Below are 22,348 nucleotides of genomic sequence, written 5' to 3' on the forward strand. Positions count from 1 at the left end.
AAAACAGACAGCCGCGGATTTTCCTTGATGATAAGCAAAGTGTTTTCTTACATCGGCAAATGTTAAGCAGCCCGCGAGATAGATATTTTCATTTCGTGTGTTGATCATATTCCGTCTTCGTTTCCTTTCATTTTTTCCCTATGTCGTAATATGCTTTTTTTCCGCCGTCCTGAAGCATTGCTTCCCAAGACTCCGATGACGATACAGACGGCGCCGGCGATATGATACCAGCGGAGTGACTCATGGAGAACGAGGACACCCGCAAGCATCGTCACGATGACGGACAAATTGTTAAAGGCGCTCATCTTAAACGCTTCAATCTTGGACAGCGCGTAGTTTGACATCAATGATGTAATGAGAGAAGACAAAATGCCTAAATACAGAATCGCTGCGATAAAACCGGGATCGCGGAAGGGCAGAAAATACTGCCCGATCGTTCCTTCCGCTCCGTGCCGGAAGAGAGCGATGCAGTTGAAGGAAGCAAAGCCGATCGCAGACATGCACCAGGTCAGCTCACCCAATGAAAAACGCTGGGTCATGCGTCTCGCTGCCGTATTGTAAAGGGCGGAGGACAGCGCGGACAACAGGATCAGGAAAGCACCTTTAAAACTCGCCGATTCCGCGGACACCCCTTTCATTGTGAAAATAAATACCACCCCGGCCACTGACAGGCATGTGAATCCCTTTTGCGCCCATGTCGGACGTTCCTTTAAAAAGTAAGACGAAAACAGCATCGTAAAAATCGGGATGGCGGCTTGAATGATACCGGCTTCCGATGATGAAGAATACAAAAGGCCGAACGCCTGAAAACTGAAAAACAAAGCCGGATATAAAAGGGCCAAAGGCAAGATCGCCAGCACATTCTTCCAGCTGACGGACAGTTTGATCCAGCCGAATAAAACAGGAAGCATTGCACAGATGAAGGCCGCTGTGAACCGATGAGCCAATATATCAAACGGATTGGCGGATTGAAGCGCAATCTTGACAAATATAAAGGAAAAACCGATAATCAGCGCATTTAAAATGGCAGCGAGGTAAGCAGCAGCCAAACGGTTTTGATTAATCATCTTTACGAACTCCTTTAATGAGATCGAGCGCCGGCCGCTCCCTTTTATTGTATGGGAAGGGAAGAAGCAGTACAATGAGAATAATGATAAACTGTACCGGTACAGATGGAGGTTCAGCATGGAAAAGTATATGAACGTGATGATAGAAGTGGAGAGTCTCATTGAAGGCGGCACTTTTCAGGAAGGGGCGCGGCTGCCTTCTATCAGGCAGCTGGCCGAGCGTTTTCACGTCAGTAAAAGCACCGTCATCCGTGCGCTTCAGGAGCTTGAAAAACGGCACATTATTTATGCCGTGCCGAAAAGCGGCTACTATCTTATTAAAAATGAAAAAAAGCGGGAGCGAGAACAAACAGGTATCATTGATTTTGCAGCCTCGGCGCCGGACCCTGATATTTTTCCGTACCGCGACTTTCAGCATTGCATCAACAAAGCCATTGATATGTATAAAAATGATTTGTTCATTTACGGCACGCCGCAGGGGCTTCCGTCTTTAATCCGGGTGCTTCAGAGGCTGTTATCCGATTATCAGGTATTTGCAAAAGAGCGGAACATTTTTATCACCTCGGGTGTGCAGCAGGCGTTATCCCTGCTGTCTCTGATGCCGTTTCCGAACGGAAAAAAGAAGATTTTAATCGAACAGCCGGGCTATCATCTGATGGTGGAGCAGCTTGAAGCGCTGCGCCTTCCCGCCTGCGGCATTAAACGGACGGCTGAGGGGCTTGATATGGCGGAAGTCGAGCGGCTGTTTCAAACGGAGGAAATTAAGTTTTTTTACACGATGCCCCGATTTCATAATCCGCTCGGCAGCTCTCTGACAGAATGGCAAAAACGAGAGCTTGTCCGATTAGCGGAGGCGTATGACGTTTATTTGGTTGAGGATGATTTCCTAGGAGATTTAGAGGACAATCAGAAGGCAGACCCGCTGTACGCCTACGATCTGTCTTCCCGCGTGATTTATTTGAAAAGCTTTTCGAAAATGATTTTTCCGGGGCTGCGTGTTGGAGCGGCTGTGCTCCCGGATTCGCTGGCCCCGGTTTTCCATACGTATAAAAAGCTGAGCGATATCGACTGTTCGATGATATCCCAAGCGGCCCTTGAAGTGTATATCAAAAGCGGCATGTTCAAAAGGCATAAAGAAAAAATCCGGGCCTCTTACAGAGCACGTTCCGAGCTGCTCCAAAACGCGCTGCAGGAGTACGGCGGTTTTTCTGTAAAGCAAACGTCGATCCATACCCATCTCGTGCTGGAGAAAAGCCTTTCCGCTTCAAGAGTTGTGCAGCGTCTGAAAGCGCAAGGCGTGCTGGTGGAGCCGATTGAGAGCCATTACCTATCGAATTTTCCGAAAGAAAATATCATCAAACTCAACGTGTCCAACGTCAAGACAGGGGATATCACGCGAGGCATCAAAATGCTGACGGATTGCTTATAACAGCTCTTCATACGTTTTCATCTCAATACCGTCACAAAAATCGGGATGCGCCGCACAAACGGCCAGCTTATACTCCTCGTCCGCCTCATATGTGCGGATGAAACAAGGTTCATGTCCGTCCGGAAGTTCAATGGACACATGGCCGTCGTCTTTGAGGCGGACGCTGAATGAATCAAGCGGCAGGGAAAGCCCTTTTCCGGCCTGTTTGATAAAGCTTTCTTTCATCGACCACAGGTGGTAAAAATAATCGGTCTGCTGATCGGGGTGTTTCGCTTGCAGATCACTGTATTCCGTCGGCGAAAAAAACCGTTTGGCGATATCAACCGTGCCGGGCTTCATTTTTTCAATATCAATGCCGATCGGTTTTGAATCAACGGCGCACACGATCCAGCGACCGGAGTGGGAAATATTAAAGTGCATGTCCGGAAGCGCGGGGATGTACGGCTTTCCGTATTCCTGAACGCTGAATGAAATCCCGGCCGGATCAAGTCCGTAAGCCTTCGCCGCAGCGGTGCGGATCAGCATGTCGCCGATCAAGGTGCGGTGAGCATCCTCCTTATGGTAAAAGCGCCGGCATTTTTCCCGCTTTTCGGCGGACACGGCCGCCATCATCCGATCCTCTTCCCCTGCAGAAAGCGGGCGGTCCATATATACTCCGTAAATCTTCATGTCCGATCCTCCGTCTGAAAATATTGTCAAAACCATCCTATCATATCAGACGAAAGCTGTCCGAAAATAAAAAAACAAAACCGTTTCGGCTTTGTTTTTAATGAACGGACGTTGCCCGCCCGGAGATCGCGTATGTTAACAGTTTAGAGGACTGCGGCAAAGAAAAACGCAGAATCAGCCCCGTCAAAACAGCCGTAATAATGGTTCCGGCACCGATAGGTCCGCCCATCATCCAGGCTGCGGCAAGAATCGTCAGCTCAATGCCGTTCCGCACCCATTGCACGTTCCAGCCCGTTTTTTCAGATATCAGCATCATCAGAGAGTCCCGGGGGCCCGCGCCGAGCCCTGCTGATACGTAAATACCGACGCCGCAGCCGATCAGCAGCAATCCGATAGAAAAAAACACGGCCGCTAAGGAAAAAGCGTGCGTCTCAGGAAGCAGAAACGAAAAGAAATCAATAAACATTCCCATCAGCACCATGTTTAAGATAGCGCCGATTTTCGGGAGTGTCCTTGTGAACAGGCAGGTTAAAGCCACGATGACTGCGCCGACCACGATGGACCATTGGCCGACAGAAAACCCGAAATGCTGAAAAAGCCCATAATGAAAGGCATCCCAAGGGCTGATGCCGAGAGCTTTTCCTTTAATGGTTAACGATACCCCGAAAGACAAAATTAACAGACCGGCAAAATAAAACGTCCAGCGCATCAAGAATTCCCGCTTCAAAGAGGCCCCTTCTTTCATAAAATTTCATTAATTGTCATTGTAGCATAACCGCCAAAAAAAAGAAGAAGCGAAATCAGTGTTTCGCTTCTTCTCCCGCTCCTACAAAGGATTCAGTATACGATTTAAAAACCGCTGCGTGCGTTCTTCTTTCGGCGCGGAGAAAATTTGCTCCGGCGGTCCTTGTTCCACAATGACGCCGCCGTCAATGAAGATGACTTCATCGGCCACTTCCTGCGCGAATTTGATTTCATGGGTGACGACGACCATCGTCCAGCCTTCGTTCGCCAGATCCTTAATCACTTTGAGCACCTCGCCGACCAGCTCCGGATCAAGCGCTGACGTCGGTTCGTCAAACAGCATCAGCTCGGGCTGAATCGCAAGCGCGCGGGCGATGCCGACACGCTGCTGCTGACCGCCGGAAAGCTGGAACGGATATAAATCCATTTTGTCTTTCAGTCCGACTTTTTCCAGAAGCTCCATCGCTTCTTTTCTGACTTGCTCCTTGTCGCGTTTTTGCACTTGAACGGGTCCTTCCATGACGTTTTCAAGCGCCGTGCGGTGAGGAAACAGATGATACGCCTGAAAGACCATGCCTGATTTGCGGCGGAGGCGAAGAATATCAGCCTGCTTCACTTTTTTGGAGAAATCTATTGAAAAATCGGAGAATGCCAGCTCGCCGCGATTGGGAATCTCAAGCGCGTTCAGACAGCGCAGAAGCGTCGTTTTTCCTGAACCGGACGGCCCCAGAATGGCGATGACTTTCCCTTTTTCTATCTCCATATCTATCTTTTTTAAAATTTCATTCTGTCCGAATGATTTATTTAATCCTTTGACGGAAAGCATATCGAAACCTCCTTATTTGGCCACATAACGGTCGAGACGCCGTTCGATCACGTGTTGTACGATTGACAGCAAGAAGCAGATGATCCAATAAATAAAGGCGGCTTCAATATAGATGACCAAGATTTGATCAAGGTTTTGCGCGCCGATTTCCTGCGCTTTTCTGAACAACTCCGCGACGAGAATCTGTGACGCGAGAGATGTATCCTTGATCAGGCTGATAAATGTATTTGATAATGGCGGAATGGACACGCGAAACGCCTGCGGCAGGATCACGCGGAACAATGTCTTGCGATAGGTCATGCCGATCGTATAACCGGCTTCCCATTGCCCTTTCGGCACGGATGAAATAGATGCCCGGATGATTTCAGAAGCGTAGGCGCCCACGTTTAATGAAAACGCGATGACTGCGCTTGGGAAAGGGTCCAGCGTAATATTAAATGTCGGGAACAGATAAAAAATGATGAACAATTGAACGAGAAGAGGAGTGCCGCGCACCGCTGATACGTATACGCTGAACACCCATCTCAATGGTTTCATATTTGACATTCTGGCGAGCGCCGTAATCAGCGCGATGATCATCCCGAAAATAAAGGAAAGAATGGTAAGGGGAATCGAGTAATAGATTCCCCCGGAAAGAATCGGCCAGAATGACTGCTGCACCAGATCCCAAGGAATGGCTGTTGCAATCACGGGTTCCGGCATGTTACTTAGAAACATCTTCGCCGAACCATTTTTTCGCTATTTTAGAAAGAGTCCCGTCCTCTTTCATTTCTTTTAACGCCTTGTTGACGTGAGTCACAAGTTCGCCGCTTCCTTTTCGGAATGCGAAATACGTCTGCTGCGGCTGGCCTGCTTCAAACGCGATTTTCACGTTTTTATTGCCGGACGTTTTTAAGTAGTTCAGTACGGCAAGCTTATCGTTGTAAGTCAGATCAGCGCGGCCCTGCTGAATGAGCTGAAGGGATTGCGCCATGCCTTCAACGCCTTCAATTTTCGCGCCGGCTTCTTTCGCTAATTTATTGTAATTGCTTGTTAATGACTGAGCCGCTGTTTTTCCTTTGACATCAGCCTCTTTCGCAATCGTGCTGTCTTTTTTCGTCACGACGACTGCATTTGACGTTGTGTATTTATCCGAAAAATCATATTGGTTCTCACGGCCCGTTTTGCCGACTTGGTTGGCAACGACGTCAAACCGTTTCGCGTTTAATCCGGCAAACATGCTGTCCCATTGCGTTTCTTTGAAGTCAGCTTTCAGATCGAGGCGTTTCGCGACTTCTTGAATCACTTCAACATCATATCCGGTCAGTTTGTCACTCTTTTTATCATGGAAGGTAAACGGTTCGTACGTTCCTTCTGTGCCGACGGTCAGTACGCCTTTTTTCTTGACAGAAGCCCAAAGATCGCCGTCTTTTGACTTAGATCCGCTGTCCTGTGAGTTTCCGCAGGCTGCAAGCATTGCGATGCTGACCATCATGAACAAAGCGAATAATGCTTTTTTCATCTTCTTTATTCCCCACTTTTCTGAGTAGTTTTATTGAGAAAAAATAGCTCCCAATTGTAAAGGATAACTTTTTTTTAGTATGAGTCAAGTAATTGGTTTTCATAAGCGGGAATTCTTCGTGTTCCAGATCAAAATAATTCCAAAAACTGTCTGACCGGCTTCGGCAGATAGCTGTCTTTTCTCCAGATGACGGCCGGTGTCATGACAAACGGGTTGTCTTCGATGATAACCGTTTTGACATGCGAGCGCATATGGACGGGAATCATCGTCAAAGGCAGAATTGTGGCGCCGAATCCTGATGATACGAGGCTCAAGAGCGTCGCGGAGTCATGGCATTCACAGACAACCTGAAGGTCGAGACCGTACTGTTCACAAACTTGGAGGACTTGGTCATACACACCTCTTCCATTGACGGTGCGCAAAAGGATCAAAGGCAAAGAGGCGATGTCATTCAGTTTAATCGTTTCTCCGCACAGTCGTTTTGAATGCTCGGACAGCACCAATACACACGGAATGTCTTCAAGCTCCTTCGATTCAATGCCGTCGTTTTTAATCAAGGTGGTGGTCACGGCGGCGTCAATCTGCCGGGTTTCCAGAAGCTCGAGCAGTGAGACGGGCTCATCTTCCCAAATGTTAAAGGTGAGATGGGGAAACCGCTCTTTCATCTGTGACACTTTCTCAAGCATGAGGGCTGCGCAGTAAATGGTTGACCCGACGGCAAGTGTGCCGGCCACCTCCTCCTTCAGCTCTTGTACCTCGATAATGGCATCCTCAAACTTATGAAGAATCTCTTTCGCTCTTTTCAAAAAGACATTTCCTTCATATGTAAGGGTCATGTGTTTCTTTTTATTGCGGTCAAACAGAATGACGCCCAATTCTTCTTCGAGCTGTTTCAGCTGTCTGCTTAAAGGCGGCTGTGCCATATGAAGCTTTTTGGCGGCCGTCGTGATTTTCTGCTCTTGGGCAATGGTGATGAAATAACGCAATTGCCGGATATCCATGAGAACGCGCTCCTTTCTGTTATACCTTTAAGGTATGATACATAGATTTAACGAATATTTTTCATATGGATATATCAGGAGTATGATGGTTTTGACACCACATTTCAAGCGTAAAGGAGGGGTCGATATGAAGCTCGTCATCGGAATGACCGGGGCAACGGGAGCCATATTCGGGATCAGGCTTTTAGAATATTTAAAAGCCGCGGAGATCGAAACCCATCTTGTCGTGTCTCCTTGGGCAAATGTCACCATTACACATGAAACCGATTATACGTTAAAAGATGTCGAGAAACTCGCATCCTATACGTATTCTCACAAAGACCAAGCCGCGGCGATTTCAAGCGGTTCGTTTGAAACGGACGGGATGATCATCGCTCCGTGCAGCATGAAATCACTGGCAAGCATCCGCACCGGAATGGCTGACAATCTGCTGACAAGGGCGGCTGACGTCATCCTGAAGGAGCGGAAAAAACTTGTGCTGCTGACTAGAGAAACGCCGCTCAGCCAAATCCATTTAGAAAATATGCTAGCGCTTACAAAAATGGGTTCCGTCATTCTTCCGCCGATGCCTGCATTTTATAACAAGCCGGCTGACATGGATGAATTGATCGACCATATTGTGTTCCGGACGCTCGATCAGTTCGGCATCCGTCTGCCGGAAGCGAAACGGTGGTACGGAATTGAAAAACAAAAAGGAGGAATCTGATAATGGCCTATCAGGATTTTAGGGAATTTCTCGCCGCTCTTGAAAAAGAAGGGCAGCTCTTAACAGTCAACGAAGAGGTAAAACCGGAGCCGGATCTGGGCGCCGCTGCGCGTGCAGCCAGCAATCTCGGGGATAAAACCCCTGCGCTTTTGTTTAACAATATTTACGGACATCACCATGCGCAGGTGGCTCTGAATGTCATCGGCTCGTGGCCGAATCACGCAATGATGCTCGGCATGCCGAAAGATACGCCTGTTAAAGAACAATTCTTTGAGTTCGCCAAACGGTACGATGCATTTCCGGTGCCGGTCAAACGGGAAGAAACCGCGCCGTTTCATGAAAATGAAATAACGGAAGATATCAATCTATTTGACATCCTTCCGCTATTCAGAATCAACCAGGGGGACGGCGGCTATTATTTGGATAAAGCGTGCGTCATTTCCCGCGATCTTGAAGATCCGGACAATTTCGGCAAGCAGAATGTCGGCATTTACAGAATGCAGGTAAAGGGAAAAGACCGCCTCGGCATTCAGCCCGTGCCTCAGCATGATATTGCGATTCATCTTCGCCAAGCTGAAGAACGCGGCGTGAATCTTCCCGTTACGATCGCGCTCGGCTGTGAGCCGGTGATTACGACAGCTGCTTCAACTCCGCTGTTATACGATCAATCCGAGTATGAAATGGCCGGCGCGATTCAAGGGGAGCCCTACAGAATCGTCAAATCTAAACTGTCTGATTTAGACATCCCTTGGGGCGCTGAAGTCGTTCTGGAAGGAGAGATCCTTGCGGGAGAACGGGAATACGAAGGACCTTTCGGTGAGTTCACGGGCCATTATTCAGGCGGCCGCAGCATGCCGGTGATCAAAATCAAACGGGTATATCATAGAAACAATCCGATTTTTGAACATTTATACTTAGGCATGCCGTGGACGGAGTGCGATTATATGATCGGCATTAATACGTGCGTGCCGCTTTACCAGCAGCTCAAGGAAGCTTATCCGAACGAGATTGTCGCCGTGAACGCGATGTATACGCACGGCCTGATCGCCATCATTTCAACGAAAACGCGCTACGGCGGATTTGCCAAGGCGGTCGGCATGCGCGCCCTGACCACGCCGCACGGACTCGGCTACTGCAAAATGGTCATTGTCGTGGATGAGGATGTCGATCCGTTTAACCTGCCGCAAGTCATGTGGGCGCTCTCAACGAAAATGCATCCGAAACACGATGCAGTCATCATTCCTGACCTGTCCGTCCTTCCGCTTGACCCGGGGTCTGATCCGGCAGGGATGACACACAAAATGATTCTTGACGCCACGACGCCTGTCGCGCCGGAAACAAGAGGCCATTATTCTCAGCCGCTTGATTCTCCGCTGACAACGAAAGAATGGGAACAAAAACTGATGGACTTAATGAATCAATAAGAAAGGATGAGGATGCAATGAAAACATGCCCGCGCTGTGAATCGAAAAAAGGAGAAACCGTAAGCCAATCGCCGGTCAAAGGCGCTTGGGAAATTTACCAATGCCAAACCTGCTTTTTTACATGGAGATCCTGTGAACCGGAAAGCATCACGAATCCGGCGGCATTCAACCCGGCATTTAAAATTGATCCGAAAGAAACGGAGACGGCCGCACATGTTCCCGCTGTTCCGGAAAGAAAAGCGTAATGATGACGGAGCACTTGCCGGAGGCGCTTTACACGCTTTTAGACGGGACGGAGCTTGAAAAAAAGCAGCACGACGCGTTTGTGCTACAATCTGTGACAAAAGAAGGCCGTCCGCACGCGGCCATGATCAGCGCCGGTGAAATCGTGGCCGTGAGCAGAACAAATCTCCGGCTCGCCTTATGGAAAAACACGACGACCGTGAGCAGCCTTCTGCATTCGGGACAAGCTCTTTTCATCGCCTGGCACGGAGGAGCCGCATATTACGTCACATTGGAATGTGAGGCGCTTCCGCCGCTGAAAGAGGCGAAACACGAGCGGGAACGGTTCAGCTGCCGCGTAATCACCGTCAAGGAAGATCGGGCGAAATACGCGGATCTGACATCCGGACCGGCCATCCAGCTCCACGAACCGGAAGATGTCTTGAAGAGATGGAGAGCAACACTTGAGGAGTTAAAACGATAGACGCATCAAAAAAGCCTGCGGACGATCCGCAGGCTTTTCTTTATCTGTTATTGTACGCCTTTCATCGCCCGTTTAATGACGGGAGACAGAAGAATCAAAATAATACCGAGAATGATCGAAACAAGACCGATTGAGCCGAAGTAGGCCGCTTCAGAAATCTTATCAAACAAACCGACTACTTTTGCGTTCAGGGCTTGACCGCAGGCGTTTGTTAAAAACCACATGCTCATCGTCTGCGCTGAGAAAGCGGCAGGCGCAAGTTTTGTTGTGACGGATAAACCGACCGGTGAAAGGCAAAGCTCACCAAGCACAACCAAAAGGAAGCTGAGCACAAGCCAAAGCGGGCTCACAAGCTCGCCGCTCCCGCCCATAACCGGAAGCACCATGACTAAAAATGATAATCCGGCAAGGATAATGCCGATCGCGAATTTAATCGGTGTTGAAGGCTGGCGTTTGCCGAGCTTCATCCAGATCCAGGCGAACACCGGCGCGAAAATAACGATGAATAATGGGTTCAGAGACTGGAACCATGAAGACTCAAGATGCATGCCCGCAAAGGAAAGTCTCGTGCGCTGATCCGCATATAAAGCAAGAATCGTCGCGCCCTGCTCCTGAATCGCCCAGAACATTGCCGCTGCAACAAACAGCGGAACATAAGCCGCAAGCCGTGATTTTTCCGTTTTCGTCGCTTTTTTGCTCGTGAACATCACGATAAAGTAAATAACCGGAATGACAATGCCGAGGATACTGACGGTATCAATCACACGCTGGATCGTCAGCCAGCCGGTTTGAATCAGAACGATGATAACTGCTGCTGCGATGACCACTCCGATTCCCGTGCCGATCACTGATGATTTAGAAATCGGATTCGGTACATTGGAGCCTGCTTTGCCGAGGTATTTCTTTCTCGTAAGAGCGAAAACAATCAGTCCGAGGAACATACCGGCCGCGGCGCATCCGAAGCCTAAGTGGTAGTTGTACTTCTGTCCGAGTGTTCCGACAATTAGCGGCGCAAGCAATCCGCCGAGGTTGATCCCCATGTAAAAGATGCTGAAACCTGAGTCGCGGCGCTCGTCTTCCTTCGTATATAAATCTCCGACAACGCTGGATACGTTTGGTTTAAGCAGGCCGGTTCCGATAATGATCAGAGCCATGCTGGTAAAAAACGCCGCCGTGCTGCCAGGGAAGGCAAGAGCGATGTGCCCGAACATAATTAAAATTCCGCCGTAAAATACGGTGTTTGCCGTGCCGAATACCCGGTCGGCCAGCCATCCGCCGATGACGCTCGACATGTATACGAGAGACCCGTATATGGACATGATGGCAACTGCGGTCGTTTTATCAAAGCCGAGACCGCCATGAGCGACTTCCGTATATAAATAGTAAAGCAATATGGCTCTCATACCATAGTAGGAGAAACGCTCCCAAAATTCGGTGAAAAACAGTGTGAACAAGCCGCGGGGATGACCGAAAAAGCCTCGTTGCGGCACAGTTTCTGTTATAGAGTCCTTATCAATAGATGCCACCTGAGCCAACCCTTTCTTAAAAAAGTGTATTACAAAAATCATATTCTTATATAATACTTGTGTCAATATAATTTATACTGAATTCAAAAAATTCCAGAATGAAAAGATATTAAAACGTTGAATATAGACGAATTTTCCTAATTCCATTGACTTATTTTGTTATATTATCTGACTAAACTATCTTTATAAACTTTTTTAATAAAATTTAAAGTATGTACAGGCGGAGCGGGATATGGCGGAATAAGATGACAATAAGAGAGGAAGGAGGAGATTATCACTTGCCGAATCGTATATTGGATATTACGGATTGCGGTGTGGCGGCAGACGGAAAAACCGATGTGACGGGCGCCATCAACCAATGCTTGGCCAAGGCCGTCAGCGAAGGCTGTCATACGGTGTTTTTTCCGCCGGGAACGTATAAAATCAACGGCACGCTTGGCGGGGACAGCAGCCAGCCGTTTCGGAACGCCGGGATTAACGTGCCGAGCCATCTCACCATCGTTTTAGATCCGGAATGCACGATTAAAGTGGCGCCGAACAGCTCTTGGGGCTACTCGGCTTTCTATATAGGCAGGCGGGAAAATGTCACCATCACCGGCGGCCGGATCATCGGCGAACGGGATGAACACACGTATACCAATGTCCCTTTGCGTTCGACCCATGAATGGGGGTTTGGAATCTGTATTGAAGGCAGCAGCAATGTGCTGATCGAAAATGTGAAGATTTCGGATTTTACGGGAGACGGCATTATTGTCAGCCCGCTCGGGTTAAAAACAAACAGTGATTACGAAACTTCAGAACAGGTGACCATCCGCCGCTGTGAGATCAGGCAGTCAAGGCGAAACAACATTTCAATCACCGGCTGCAATACCGTTACGGTGGAAGAATGCGTGATTGAAGACGCCGGGCAAGGGAACGGAACGGCTCCGAAATTCGGAATCGATATTGAATCGTACGGAGAAGGCGATATTGATTATGAAGAAGCTCTTCATATTACGGTACGCAACAACTTCTTTTCCGGAAACGCCGCAAGCTCAGTCACCAATTTTAACGGATATCATGTGTTAATTGAAGGAAATCATTCCGATAACACAATCAGCTACGGGTATGGGGCACATACCGTCATTTCGGGGAATGTCTTCTTTCGGTCAGACGGCGGCTCAAGGACCGCAGTCGCCGGACAAGGTGTGTCACAGGGACAGGACAGCAGCAATGCCGTTATTTCCAACAATCTGATTACCGGTTTTTCCACCGGAATAGATGTAAGGGGAAAAAGCGTCCTCGTCACCCATAACAAAATCAGTCAATTTGAAAATACGGGCATTTCCGTCTATCAGGCCGAAGATGTGACCGTTGACGGCAATATCATTGAAAACGGACGTTCCGAAACGAGACGAAGCACGGGGATGCGGGCGACGCTGTCGGAAAACGCCGTCTTTATGAATAATACTCTGAATCAGGTAACGGACGGAATCAGCATGTCGGCCGGCAATATCACCGTAAAACAAAATGTGCTGAAATCGTTCAGCCGGGGCATATGGGTCACAGGCGGAAATGCCGTTATTGAAGGAAATACGCTGATTCCGAATGCGTATCAGGGCGTCGCGGAGTCCTATGCCGTATCTGTGACAAATGACGCCAGGGCTGTCATCAAGGGAAATCTCTTCAAAAGCTACAAAAACTATCCCATTTTCAGTTCAACATCCTCGGGAACCTCTGTCATCAGCAACCGTTTTGAATCATCACCGCTTATCGTTACCGTGTATCTGAATTCAGGCACGCATGAAGTCATAGACAATACGCTCACGATCAACCGAACGGCGGGCAGCCCGATCGGCATCTATCTGAACGGATCCTCAAATTCCCTCGTGTCGGGAAATACCATCAACAACCTTTCCGCCGCTTCTGCTTCCGCCATCCAAACCAATTCCTCCGCAAGTACTAAAATCATCGGCAACCGCATTATCAAAGGCGTCATTGTGAAACACGCGACAGATACGGACAGCGGAAATATCGTCATCTGAAAACAATCTGCATCGGAAAAATAAAAAGAACACATGAACTCCGAAAGAAGGAGGGATGTGTTCTTTTTTGACACAATACAGCCGTGCGCCTGTCAGGCATCTTTTTTACCTGATTTATATAAAACGATCATTTCTCTGATTAAAAAGAGGGCGAATAAAAACAGCATCAGCCATTCTGAGAAGGTGGTCAATTTAAAAGCGGACAGGTTGTTTTGGACCGCTCCATAGAAACTGAAACCTTGCAGCATATCTATCGTTACTGAAATGATCAGACAGGCAGCCAGCAAAAAAAATGAAACCCCCAATATTTTCATGCGCATCACTCTCCCTTTTTATCCTTTTCGATTACGCAGAACTTATACAGACTTTCCGCCGTGCATAATCTTTTGCCGTACAGGAAGAATATGAAAAAAACGAGGAAAGGTTTTTTGCGATATGCCGCCATTTTTTAAGCAGAAGAAACAAAAAAAAGCCGATCAAAACGACCGTGACAATGAAGGCAGAAAAGAAGCGGACAGCCAGCCGGACAAAGAGCGGGATGAGCCGATCTCCCTCAGCTTAAAGCAAAATATGAAGAAGCTGTCTGAGAGGTTCGGCAACAGTGCCGATGTCGTCATCCGCCGGCTGAAAATCGGAAAAGAAGAGCTTCCGTCCGCAATTGTGTATATCGCCGGTTTGGTAGACGAACAGCTCGTCAGCCAATCCCTTCTGGAGGATTTAATCGACATCCCGTCCGTTCAGCCGGAACAAGCGGTCTGCCTGATATACGATAAAACGCTTGCGATCGGCGGGGTGAAAGAGGAAGAAAAATGGAAAAGTCTTTATGCCGGGCTGGTGGCGGGCAGCACGCTCATTTTTGTCGACGGGGCTGACAAGGCGCTGATCGCCAGCACGGAAGGGGGAGAGCACCGGTCCATTCAAGAACCGAGCACTCAGGTCTCTTTCCGCGGCCCGCGGCAGGGATTCACTGAATCTCTGCAAACCAATATTTCCATGATCCGCAGGTATGTAAAAACGCCTGATGTATGGGTTGAAAAAATGGAGATCGGACACGAAACGAATACGGATGTCGCGCTGATGTATATTAACGGAATTTGCGATAAAAAGCTGATTAAGGAAGTCCGCAAGCGGCTGAAGCACATTGACATCGACAGCATTCTGGAATCCGGATACATTGAACAGCTCATTGAAGACGCGCCGTTTTCTGTGTTTCCCACCGTATATCATACGGAGCGGCCGGACGTCGTGGCGGGGAATCTGCTGGAAGGACGATTTGCGATTATCGTGGACGGAACGCCGTTCGTTCTCATCGCGCCGGCCTTATTTATTCAATTTTTTCAATCCGTTGAGGATTATTATTCACGATTTGATATCGCCACCAGCATCAGGGTGCTGCGGGTTTTGATCTTCTTCATTTCACTGGTGGCGCCGGGGATTTATGTGGCGGCGACGACCTTTCACCAGGAAATGATTCCGACGCAGCTGCTGATTGTCATCGCGGCTCAGCGGGAGACGGTGCCGTTCCCGGCCGTGATTGAAGCGCTGACGATGGAAGTGGCCTTTGAGATTCTCAGGGAGGCGGGTGTCCGGCTTCCGAGAGTTGTCGGCTCCGCCGTTTCCATAGTCGGAGCGCTTGTCATCGGCCAGGCCGCCGTACAGGCCGGCATCGTCTCCCCGGCCATGGTTATCGTCGTCGCCCTGACGGCGATTGCCAGCTTTGCGACCCCGGCTTTTGACATGGCGATATCTGCGCGCCTGATCCGGTTTCTCTTTATTCTGTCGGCGGCGGTCATGGGATTTTACGGGCTGATTCTGGGCATTATCATGATGTTTGTCCATCTGTGCGGCCTGCGTTCATTCGGATTTCCGTATATGTCCCCGCTCGCTCCTTTAACCCCGGGCGGGCTGAAGGATTCCCTTCTCCGAGCTCCGTTATGGGCGGATGAAAAAAGGCCGGGACTGCTCGTGCAGGAAAACAACAGGCGCCAAGGGGAACATCAAAGACCGAAACCGGAGACATCCAGAGGAATGGTTAATAAAGATGTAGAAGAGGGCGACGGTAATGAAAAGACGTAAATGGATGCTTATCCTTTGTACGATGGTTTCCCTTATGTTTGTATCCGGATGCTGGGATAAAAGGGAGCTGACCGATCTAGCGGTGATCTCCGCCATCGGTATTGACCGAACCGAAACGGGAAAATACGTCCTTCACTTGCAAATTATCAATCCGGGAAACGTGGCCGGCGGTCTGCAGGGCGGCGGAGCGGGAGACCGGCCTCCGGTTTCCGTCTATTCGGTGTCCGGAGACAATATGACGGAAGCTTTGAGAAAAGGCTCGATGAAAGTGTCCAGAAGGCTCTATTTTGCGCATACGAATCTCGTGGTGTTCAGTGAAAAACTGGCGAAAGAGGAAGGGCTCAGTTTTATTCTGGACAATCTTGACCGCGACACCGAATTCAGGACGACCGCAACCGTTGTGATCGCGCATAATTGCAAGGCTGAAGACATTATTAAAGTGCTGACGCCGATTGATAAAATCCCTTCCAATAAAGTGAACAAGACGCTCAGCTTCACGCAGGAACAATACGGCAGAGTCATTAAAACCAGCCTTCAGGACGTTCTGATTGATCTCGCTTCTCCGGCCGGGTCGCCGTTTATTCCTGGTTATGAAATGCACGGAGACGATAAAGCCGGTCCTACGATGGAAAATACGCAGACAACTGAACCGAAAGCAGTGCTGTCAGCGGACGGACTGGCGGTGTTCAAAAAGGATGGGAGGCTGGATTACTGGATTGAGGATGACGACAGTGTGGGGGCTGTATGGCTGCTCAATAGGATCAAGCATACGTTCATCAATGCGGATTGGAAGAACGTGAAGCATGCAATCAGTCTGCAGGTCACCCGTCAGAATACAAAGGTGACGGCCACTTTTCCGAACGGAAAACCGCATATTCACGTGCATGCTCAGGTCGAGGGGCTGGTGGACGCTGTCAGATACCCTTTCCATCTGTCTGATCCGCAAGTGCTGATGACGATGCAAAAGGCGCTCAGCGTGCAGCTTGAGAAAGATATCACCAAATCGATTGAAGATATAAAAGCCCATAAGAATGACTTCGTCGGCTTCGGAGACCTGATCTATCGGAAGCATCCGGACAAATGGAAAAAGTTCAAAGGGAAGTGGGATGAAGAATATTTCCCCAATCTCCCCGTAGATGTCAAAACGGAAGTCATTATCAGAAGAACGGGCTTGCGGAATAATCCTCTCTCAGACAAGCTTGAGCATGATTGATTTGAGGAGAAAGGAGCGAAGCGTATGGAAAATGCGAAAATCGGCACGCGTCAGCTGTTTATTATGATCATTTTGTTTGAATTGGGCAGTTCGTTATTGATCCCGCCGGGCACGATGGCCGGGCGGGATGCGTGGCTGTCCGTGCTTCTCGGGTGCGTTATCGGTCTCGGACTTTTCTACGTTTATCAGGCGCTGTATCAATTTTTTCCTGAGTCTTCTCCGAGAGATTACATGAACGAACTGATCGGCAGACATCTGAGCTGGGCGGTCTCCCTTCTTTATATTCTCTATTTTGCTTATATCGCCGCCCGCGTATTGCGGGATTTCGGCGAAATGCTTGTCACCTTCGCCTATCAGGACACGCCGATTTTAATTGTGAATGCCATGCTGATGATCGCCGCGATATTCGCGGTCAGAAAGGGAATTGAAGTGATAGCGAGAGCCGGCGAGCTGCTGTTTGGCATTATGTATTTCCTGACAGCCGTCGGGCTGATCCTCATTATCAGCTCAGGCACGATAAACCTCAGATTTCTCCAGCCCGTTTTAGCGGAGGGTGCAGGAACGGTCATTTATTCCGTGTTTAAACAGACGATGTTCATCCCGTTCGGTGAATTAATCGTGTTTGTGATGATTTTCCCTTATTTAAAAGATCGGAAAAAGGTGAAGAAAACCGGATTTCTGGCGATTATCATCAGCGGCCTGTTTTTGGCGATGTCAGTGGCGATTAATATTTGTGTGCTGGACGTCAACTTAATGCTCCGCTCTCAATTTCCGCTGCTGAGCACCATACAGACAATTAAAGTGGAAGAGTTTTTAGACCGGCTGGATGTCTTTTTCATGCTCGTGCTCGTCATCGGCGGTTTTTTCAAAGTCAGCCTTTTTACATATGCGGTTGTCGTGGGCGTGTCCACGCTGTTTAAAGAAAAAAATCCGTCCCAGCTGGCCTTCCCGGTCGGATTGGGGGTGCTGATTCTCTCCATCAGCATCGCAAGCAATTTTTCGGAACATATGAATGAAGGCTTAAACATTGTGCCAATCTATATTCATCTTCCGTTTCAAGTGCTGTTCCCCGTTTTGCTGCTTATCATTGCCGTTATTAAGAAAAAGGTCAAAGGGACCGTCTATACAGTTTCGAAGAAATAACCCGGCCTGTGCGCCGGGTTATTTTAAAATCATGATTTTTGTCTTAATGCATTGACAAACTTGCCTGACAATTGTACATTTTGATTTATTCTTATAAAATTACTAGGAAATATAGGTTTAGTGGTGTTAATATGTTCCGAACCGTATTTCAGAATAGAAGGAGATCCATCATGACAAAGAAAAAAGAAATCAAACTCGGTGTGTTTCTCGCGGGCACCGGCCATCATGTCGCTTCTTGGAGACATCCTCAGGCACCGGCGGACGCGAGCATGAATTTGGATTATTTCAAAGAACTGGCGAAAACAGCGGAGCGGGGGAAATTGGACATGCTGTTCTTGGCGGACAGTTTATCAATAGACGGCAAATCACATCCGAATGTGCTGACGCGCTTTGAGCCGTTTACGCTTCTGTCGGCGCTCGCTCAGGTCACATCCCGCATCGGTCTGACGGCGACCGCGTCTACCACATACAGCGAACCGTTCCATATCGCGAGACAATTTGCATCACTTGATCATCTTTCCAACGGCCGCGCGGGCTGGAATGTCGTCACATCTTCGATTGAATCGACCGCGCTTAATTTCAGCGGCGAAAAGCATCTTGAGCACCATCTCAGATATCAGCGCGCGGAAGAATTCGTTGAAGTCGTCAAAGGATTATGGGATTCGTGGGAGGAAGACGCCTTTATCCGTGACAAAGAATCAGGAGCATTTTTCGATAAAGACAAAATGCATGAATTGAACCATAAAGGAACATATTTCTCCGTGAGAGGGCCGTTAAATGTCGCCCGCACACCTCAAGGGCGCCCGGTCATTATTCAGGCCGGATCATCAGGAGACGGAAAAGCGCTGGCCGCCAAAACGGCGGAGGTCATTTTTACCGCGCAAAATCATTTGGAGTCCGCGCAGGAATTCTATCAATCTATTAAAGAACAAGCGGCTTCTTTCGGCCGTGATCCTGAAAAAATCGCGATCATGCCGGGAATTTTTCCCGTTATCGCCGATACCGAAGAAGAAGCGCAGGCAAAATATGAAGAGCTCCAAGACCTCATCATTCCGTCTGTCGGCCTGAACATTCTGCAAAACTATCTGGGCGGCGTCGATCTTTCCGCCTGCCCGCTTGACGGCCCGCTGCCTGAATTGGATGCGGATGCGTCGAATGCCGTTAAAAGCCGCTTCAAGCTCGTTCAGGAGATGGCCAAACGCGATAACATGACCATCCGCGAGCTGTACAAATATGTGGCGGGTTCAAGAGGCCATCATATCTTTGTCGGAACGCCAGAACAGCTTGCCGATAAGATGGAAGAATGGGTCGGAAAACAAGCTTGTGACGGTTTCAACATCATGCCGCCGCTTTTGCCTGAAGGTCTCACTCTTTTTGTAGACAAAGTGATTCCGATTTTACAAGAACGGGGCGTGTTCAGAAAAGAGTATGAAGGAACGACGCTCAGAGAACATTTCGGACTGGAAAAACCGGCAAACCGATATGCCGACTAAAGGAGGGCTCATCATGTCAAGACAATACCGGCTCGCAACGGAGGCAGACGCTGATGAGCTGCTTTCACTGACACTGCGGGCGTATGAACCGATCCGCAAGCTCGGCATCAACTTTGCCGCTGCCACGGCGGATAAAGAACTCGTTTTGAATAACATACAAAAAAACGCCTGTTACGTTTTGGAGGAAGACGGCCGGATTCTGGCGACGATTTCTCTGCGGATGCCGTGGGGGCCGAATCCCGGGCCGTACGGTGTTCCACATATTTGGTGGTTTGCCGTCGATCCTGAAACCGGAAAAAAAGGGACGGGCTCAGACATGCTGGAGTGGCTGGAGAATACAGTGCTCCGCGACACATTAAAAGCGCCTTTCGTGTCACTGGGCACAGCGGACAAGCATCCGTGGCTGATCGGCATGTACGAGCGAAAAGGCTACGTCCGTGCAGGCGAAAAGGATCTAGGAAAAGGGCACATCACCATCTATTTAAAAAAACAATTGCAGGATTAACATATTAATAGGAAAAGGCGGGATTTTAATGAAGAAGAAAACATGGGCTTTGCTGCTGTCTGCCGCGCTTTTGGCGGTCTTATCAGCATGCGGAAACGGAAAAGAAAGCGAAGGCGGCGATAACGTACTGCATGTCGGCGCCACGGGACAAAGCTATCCGTTCGCATATAAAGAAAACGGCAAGCTGACCGGCTTTGACGTGGATGTCATGGAAGCCGTTGCGAAAAAAATCAACATGAAACTGGACTGGAAGCTGCTTGAATTCAGCGGTCTGATGGGAGAGCTCCAGACCGGCAAACTCGACACCATCTCTAACCAGGTCGCTGTCACGGACGAACGCAAGAAAACGTATAACTTCACAGAACCGTATTCGTATGCGGGCACTCAAATCGTCGTCAAAAACGATAACAAAGACATCAAATCAGTCAACGATCTAAAAGGAAAAACAGTGGCGGCCGTTCTGGGCTCAAACCACGCGAAAAACCTTGAGAGCAAGGACCCGGATAAAAAAATCAACATGAAAACATATGAAACACAAGAAGGCACGCTGAAAGACGTGGCTTACGGACGGGTTGACGCTTATGTAAACAGCCGCAGCGTCCTGATCGCCCAGATCAAAAAGACCGGTCTGCCTCTGAAATTAGCAGGAGACCCGATTGTCTATGAAAAAGTCGCTTTCCCGTTTGCGAAAGATGCGGCTCACGATAAAATCCGCAAAAAAGTAAACAAAGCCATTGAAGACCTGCGAAAAGACGGCACGCTGAAAAAGCTGTCTGAAAAGTACTTTAAAGAAGATATCACAACAGAAGCAAAGCATTAAGAAACGGCGGTGAAAATCGAGAATGAACAGCATTGATTGGGGATTTATGTTTTCAGCTTTTCCCGCGTTAATCGAAGCCTTGCCGATCACATTACTAATGGCCGTTGCGGCCATGGTATTTGCCGTGATCGGCGGCCTTATATTAGCGCTTATCACAAAAAATCGTGTTCCTGTGCTTCACCAGCTGTCAAAGGTGTATATTTCATTTTTCCGGGGCGTGCCGACGCTTGTCCAGCTTTTCTTAATTTATTACGGCCTGCCTCAGCTGTTTCCCGGAATGAGCAAGATGACGGCGTTAACTGCGGCGATTATCGGGTTAAGCCTGAAGAATGCCGCCTACTTGGCTGAAATCTTCCGCGCGGCGCTCAATTCAGTCGATGAGGGGCAGCTTGAAGCCTGTCTGTCTGTCGGAATGACAAAATCCCAGGCGTACAGGCGGATCATTTTCCCGCAAGCCGTCAGAAACGCGCTTCCTGCGACGGGAAATACGTTTATCGGCCTGTTAAAAGAAACATCGCTCGCCTTTACATTAGGAGTGATGGAGATGTTCGCCCAAGGAAAAATGTACGCATCAGGCAACCTCAAATATTTTGAGACGTATTTAGCCGTCGCGGTCATGTACTGGATTCTTACGATTATTTACAGTGTGCTGCAGGATCTGCTCGAACGGGCGATCAGCAAGCCTTATCGCACATAGGAGGAGGCTCAGGATGATACAAGTCAGACATATTCGAAAAGCATTTAAAGACCTTACCGTACTTGACGGGATCGATCTTGAGATCAAAAGCGGCGAAGTCACGGCCATCATCGGCCCGTCAGGCTCGGGAAAATCAACGCTCCTCCGTTGTTTGAATCTGCTGGAGCGCCCGGATGACGGCATCATTGAAATCGGTGATGCAAAGCTGAATGCAGCGTCCTATTCGCGCAAAGACGTTCATAAGCTTCGCCAGCAGACGGCGATGGTGTTTCAGAATTACAACCTGTTCAAAAACAAAACCGCCCTGCAAAATGTGACAGAGGCGCTGATCACCGCGCAAAAGAAACCGAGAAAAGAAGCGGAACAGATCGGTATGGATCTGCTGCGGCAAGTCGGTTTAGAACACAAAGCTGACAGCTACCCGATTACGATGTCAGGCGGGCAGCAGCAGCGGATCGGGATTGCGCGTGCCTTGGCCGTTGATCCTCACGCGATTTTACTGGATGAACCGACTTCGGCCCTTGACCCTGAGCTTGTAGCCGGGGTGCTCCAAGTCATCAAATCAATTGCCGAAAAACAGACAACCATGATCATCGTCACGCATGAGATGGCTTTTGCGCGTGAAGTGGCCGACAAGGTCATATTTATGGCGGACGGACGCATCATCGAACAGGGAACGCCGGAAGAGCTGTTTGACAATCCGCAGAACGAACGGACGAAAAAATTCATTAAGCAAGTGGGAGAGCCCGCCGAACTTGTCTAAGAAGGGAAGAAGAAG

General features: G+C 48.9%; 23 protein-coding genes. 14 read left to right on the forward strand and 9 right to left on the reverse strand.

Annotated features, from left to right (window positions below):
* Positions 1 to 104 precede the first annotated feature (104 nt).
* Positions 105 to 1,064, reverse strand: a complete 960-nt coding sequence (locus NYE42_RS01875) for a DMT family transporter (RefSeq protein ID WP_039062794.1) — start codon at positions 1,062 to 1,064, stop codon at positions 105 to 107.
* A 121-nt stretch (positions 1,065 to 1,185) separates the two neighbouring features.
* Between NYE42_RS01875 and NYE42_RS01880 the strand changes: the two genes are divergently transcribed.
* A complete protein-coding gene (locus tag NYE42_RS01880; protein WP_352426727.1) occupies positions 1,186 to 2,496 on the forward strand; it encodes a PLP-dependent aminotransferase family protein in 1,311 nt (436 codons plus the stop codon).
* Here the strand turns inward: NYE42_RS01880 and NYE42_RS01885 are convergent.
* From NYE42_RS01885 to NYE42_RS01910, 6 genes are all read right to left on the reverse strand, one after another.
* On the reverse strand, positions 2,491 to 3,165 hold the full coding sequence (locus NYE42_RS01885) for a 4'-phosphopantetheinyl transferase superfamily protein (protein WP_039252813.1): 675 nt from the start codon (positions 3,163 to 3,165) through the stop codon (positions 2,491 to 2,493). The two genes, NYE42_RS01880 and NYE42_RS01885, sit on opposite strands and share 6 nt — an antisense overlap.
* Positions 3,166 to 3,262: 97 nt before the next feature.
* Positions 3,263 to 3,892 carry a YitT family protein gene (locus tag NYE42_RS01890; protein WP_039252812.1) on the reverse strand — a complete coding sequence of 210 codons (630 nt, stop codon included), beginning with the start codon at positions 3,890 to 3,892 and terminating at the stop codon, positions 3,263 to 3,265.
* 99 nt (positions 3,893 to 3,991) lie between these two features.
* Positions 3,992 to 4,735: a cystine ABC transporter ATP-binding protein TcyC gene (gene tcyC, locus NYE42_RS01895; RefSeq protein ID WP_007410246.1), complete on the reverse strand. Its 744-nt coding sequence runs from the start codon at positions 4,733 to 4,735 to the stop codon at positions 3,992 to 3,994.
* 12 nt (positions 4,736 to 4,747) lie between these two features.
* Complete coding sequence (locus NYE42_RS01900) at positions 4,748 to 5,452, reverse strand: amino acid ABC transporter permease (protein WP_003156375.1); 705 nt, start codon at positions 5,450 to 5,452, stop codon at positions 4,748 to 4,750.
* Positions 5,439 to 6,236, reverse strand: coding sequence for a cystine ABC transporter substrate-binding lipoprotein TcyA (gene tcyA / locus NYE42_RS01905; protein ID WP_015416795.1), 798 nt, complete (start codon positions 6,234 to 6,236; stop codon positions 5,439 to 5,441). Before tcyA ends, NYE42_RS01900 begins: the two co-directional genes overlap by 14 nt.
* Before the next feature lie 128 nt (positions 6,237 to 6,364).
* Positions 6,365 to 7,237 (reverse strand): LysR family transcriptional regulator, encoded by an 873-nt coding sequence (locus NYE42_RS01910; RefSeq protein ID WP_015416796.1) that lies wholly within the window; start codon positions 7,235 to 7,237, stop codon positions 6,365 to 6,367.
* 91 nt (positions 7,238 to 7,328) lie between these two features.
* On the opposite strand from NYE42_RS01910, the gene NYE42_RS01915 reads away from it, so the two are divergent.
* Genes NYE42_RS01915 through NYE42_RS01930 form a run of 4 tightly spaced genes read left to right on the forward strand, consistent with a single transcriptional unit; the run spans position 7,329 to position 10,073 of the window.
* Positions 7,329 to 7,943, forward strand: a complete 615-nt coding sequence (locus NYE42_RS01915; RefSeq protein WP_094032062.1) for a non-oxidative hydroxyarylic acid decarboxylases subunit B — start codon at positions 7,329 to 7,331, stop codon at positions 7,941 to 7,943.
* Positions 7,944 to 7,945: 2 nt separating this feature from the next.
* Positions 7,946 to 9,367, forward strand: coding sequence for a phenolic acid decarboxylase BsdC (gene bsdC / locus NYE42_RS01920; protein WP_012116784.1), 1,422 nt, complete (start codon positions 7,946 to 7,948; stop codon positions 9,365 to 9,367).
* Positions 9,368 to 9,384: 17 nt separating this feature from the next.
* Positions 9,385 to 9,612, forward strand: coding sequence for a non-oxidative hydroxyarylic acid decarboxylases subunit D (locus NYE42_RS01925; protein ID WP_007410250.1), 228 nt, complete (start codon positions 9,385 to 9,387; stop codon positions 9,610 to 9,612).
* The gene (locus NYE42_RS01930) at positions 9,612 to 10,073 is read left to right on the forward strand and encodes a pyridoxamine 5'-phosphate oxidase family protein (protein WP_352426728.1); all 462 of its coding nucleotides are present in this window, start codon (positions 9,612 to 9,614) and stop codon (positions 10,071 to 10,073) included. The genes NYE42_RS01925 and NYE42_RS01930 overlap by 1 nt, the downstream gene beginning before the upstream one ends.
* Before the next feature lie 47 nt (positions 10,074 to 10,120).
* Here NYE42_RS01930 and NYE42_RS01935 read toward each other — a convergent pair whose 3' ends face one another.
* Complete coding sequence (locus tag NYE42_RS01935; protein ID WP_012116786.1) at positions 10,121 to 11,599, reverse strand: peptide MFS transporter; 1,479 nt, start codon at positions 11,597 to 11,599, stop codon at positions 10,121 to 10,123.
* Positions 11,600 to 11,877: 278 nt separating this feature from the next.
* On the opposite strand from NYE42_RS01935, the gene NYE42_RS01940 reads away from it, so the two are divergent.
* A complete protein-coding gene (locus tag NYE42_RS01940) occupies positions 11,878 to 13,623 on the forward strand; it encodes a right-handed parallel beta-helix repeat-containing protein (RefSeq protein WP_144664496.1) in 1,746 nt (581 codons plus the stop codon).
* 92 nt (positions 13,624 to 13,715) lie between these two features.
* Here the strand turns inward: NYE42_RS01940 and NYE42_RS01945 are convergent, their stop codons facing one another.
* Positions 13,716 to 13,937 (reverse strand): hypothetical protein, encoded by a 222-nt coding sequence (locus NYE42_RS01945; RefSeq protein WP_007410254.1) that lies wholly within the window; start codon positions 13,935 to 13,937, stop codon positions 13,716 to 13,718.
* Between the two features lie 121 nt (positions 13,938 to 14,058).
* Between NYE42_RS01945 and gerKA the strand changes: the two genes are divergently transcribed.
* From gerKA to NYE42_RS01985, 8 genes are all read left to right on the forward strand, one after another.
* On the forward strand, positions 14,059 to 15,699 hold the full coding sequence (gene gerKA, locus NYE42_RS01950) for a spore germination protein GerKA (RefSeq protein ID WP_144664497.1): 1,641 nt from the start codon (positions 14,059 to 14,061) through the stop codon (positions 15,697 to 15,699).
* Complete coding sequence (locus NYE42_RS01955; protein ID WP_020955315.1) at positions 15,686 to 16,912, forward strand: Ger(x)C family spore germination protein; 1,227 nt, start codon at positions 15,686 to 15,688, stop codon at positions 16,910 to 16,912. The genes gerKA and NYE42_RS01955 overlap by 14 nt, the downstream gene beginning before the upstream one ends.
* Positions 16,913 to 16,936: 24 nt before the next feature.
* Positions 16,937 to 18,055: a GerAB/ArcD/ProY family transporter gene (locus NYE42_RS01960; protein WP_012116790.1), complete on the forward strand. Its 1,119-nt coding sequence runs from the start codon at positions 16,937 to 16,939 to the stop codon at positions 18,053 to 18,055.
* Between the two features lie 167 nt (positions 18,056 to 18,222).
* The gene (locus tag NYE42_RS01965) at positions 18,223 to 19,548 is read left to right on the forward strand and encodes an LLM class flavin-dependent oxidoreductase (RefSeq protein ID WP_029326230.1); all 1,326 of its coding nucleotides are present in this window, start codon (positions 18,223 to 18,225) and stop codon (positions 19,546 to 19,548) included.
* 13 nt (positions 19,549 to 19,561) lie between these two features.
* Entirely contained in the window at positions 19,562 to 20,053 is a 492-nt protein-coding gene (locus NYE42_RS01970) for a GNAT family N-acetyltransferase (protein ID WP_003156352.1), read from the forward strand.
* A gap of 28 nt (positions 20,054 to 20,081) precedes the next feature.
* A complete protein-coding gene (locus NYE42_RS01975; RefSeq protein WP_012116791.1) occupies positions 20,082 to 20,873 on the forward strand; it encodes an amino acid ABC transporter substrate-binding protein in 792 nt (263 codons plus the stop codon).
* A 22-nt stretch (positions 20,874 to 20,895) separates the two neighbouring features.
* The gene (locus NYE42_RS01980; RefSeq protein WP_007410261.1) at positions 20,896 to 21,570 is read left to right on the forward strand and encodes an amino acid ABC transporter permease; all 675 of its coding nucleotides are present in this window, start codon (positions 20,896 to 20,898) and stop codon (positions 21,568 to 21,570) included.
* 13 nt (positions 21,571 to 21,583) lie between these two features.
* Complete coding sequence (locus NYE42_RS01985; RefSeq protein WP_012116792.1) at positions 21,584 to 22,333, forward strand: amino acid ABC transporter ATP-binding protein; 750 nt, start codon at positions 21,584 to 21,586, stop codon at positions 22,331 to 22,333.
* Positions 22,334 to 22,348: the final 15 nt, after the last annotated feature.

The organism is Bacillus sp. FSL K6-2865 (assembly GCF_040311405.1).
Classification (GTDB): Bacteria; Bacillota; Bacilli; order Bacillales; family Bacillaceae; genus Bacillus; species Bacillus velezensis.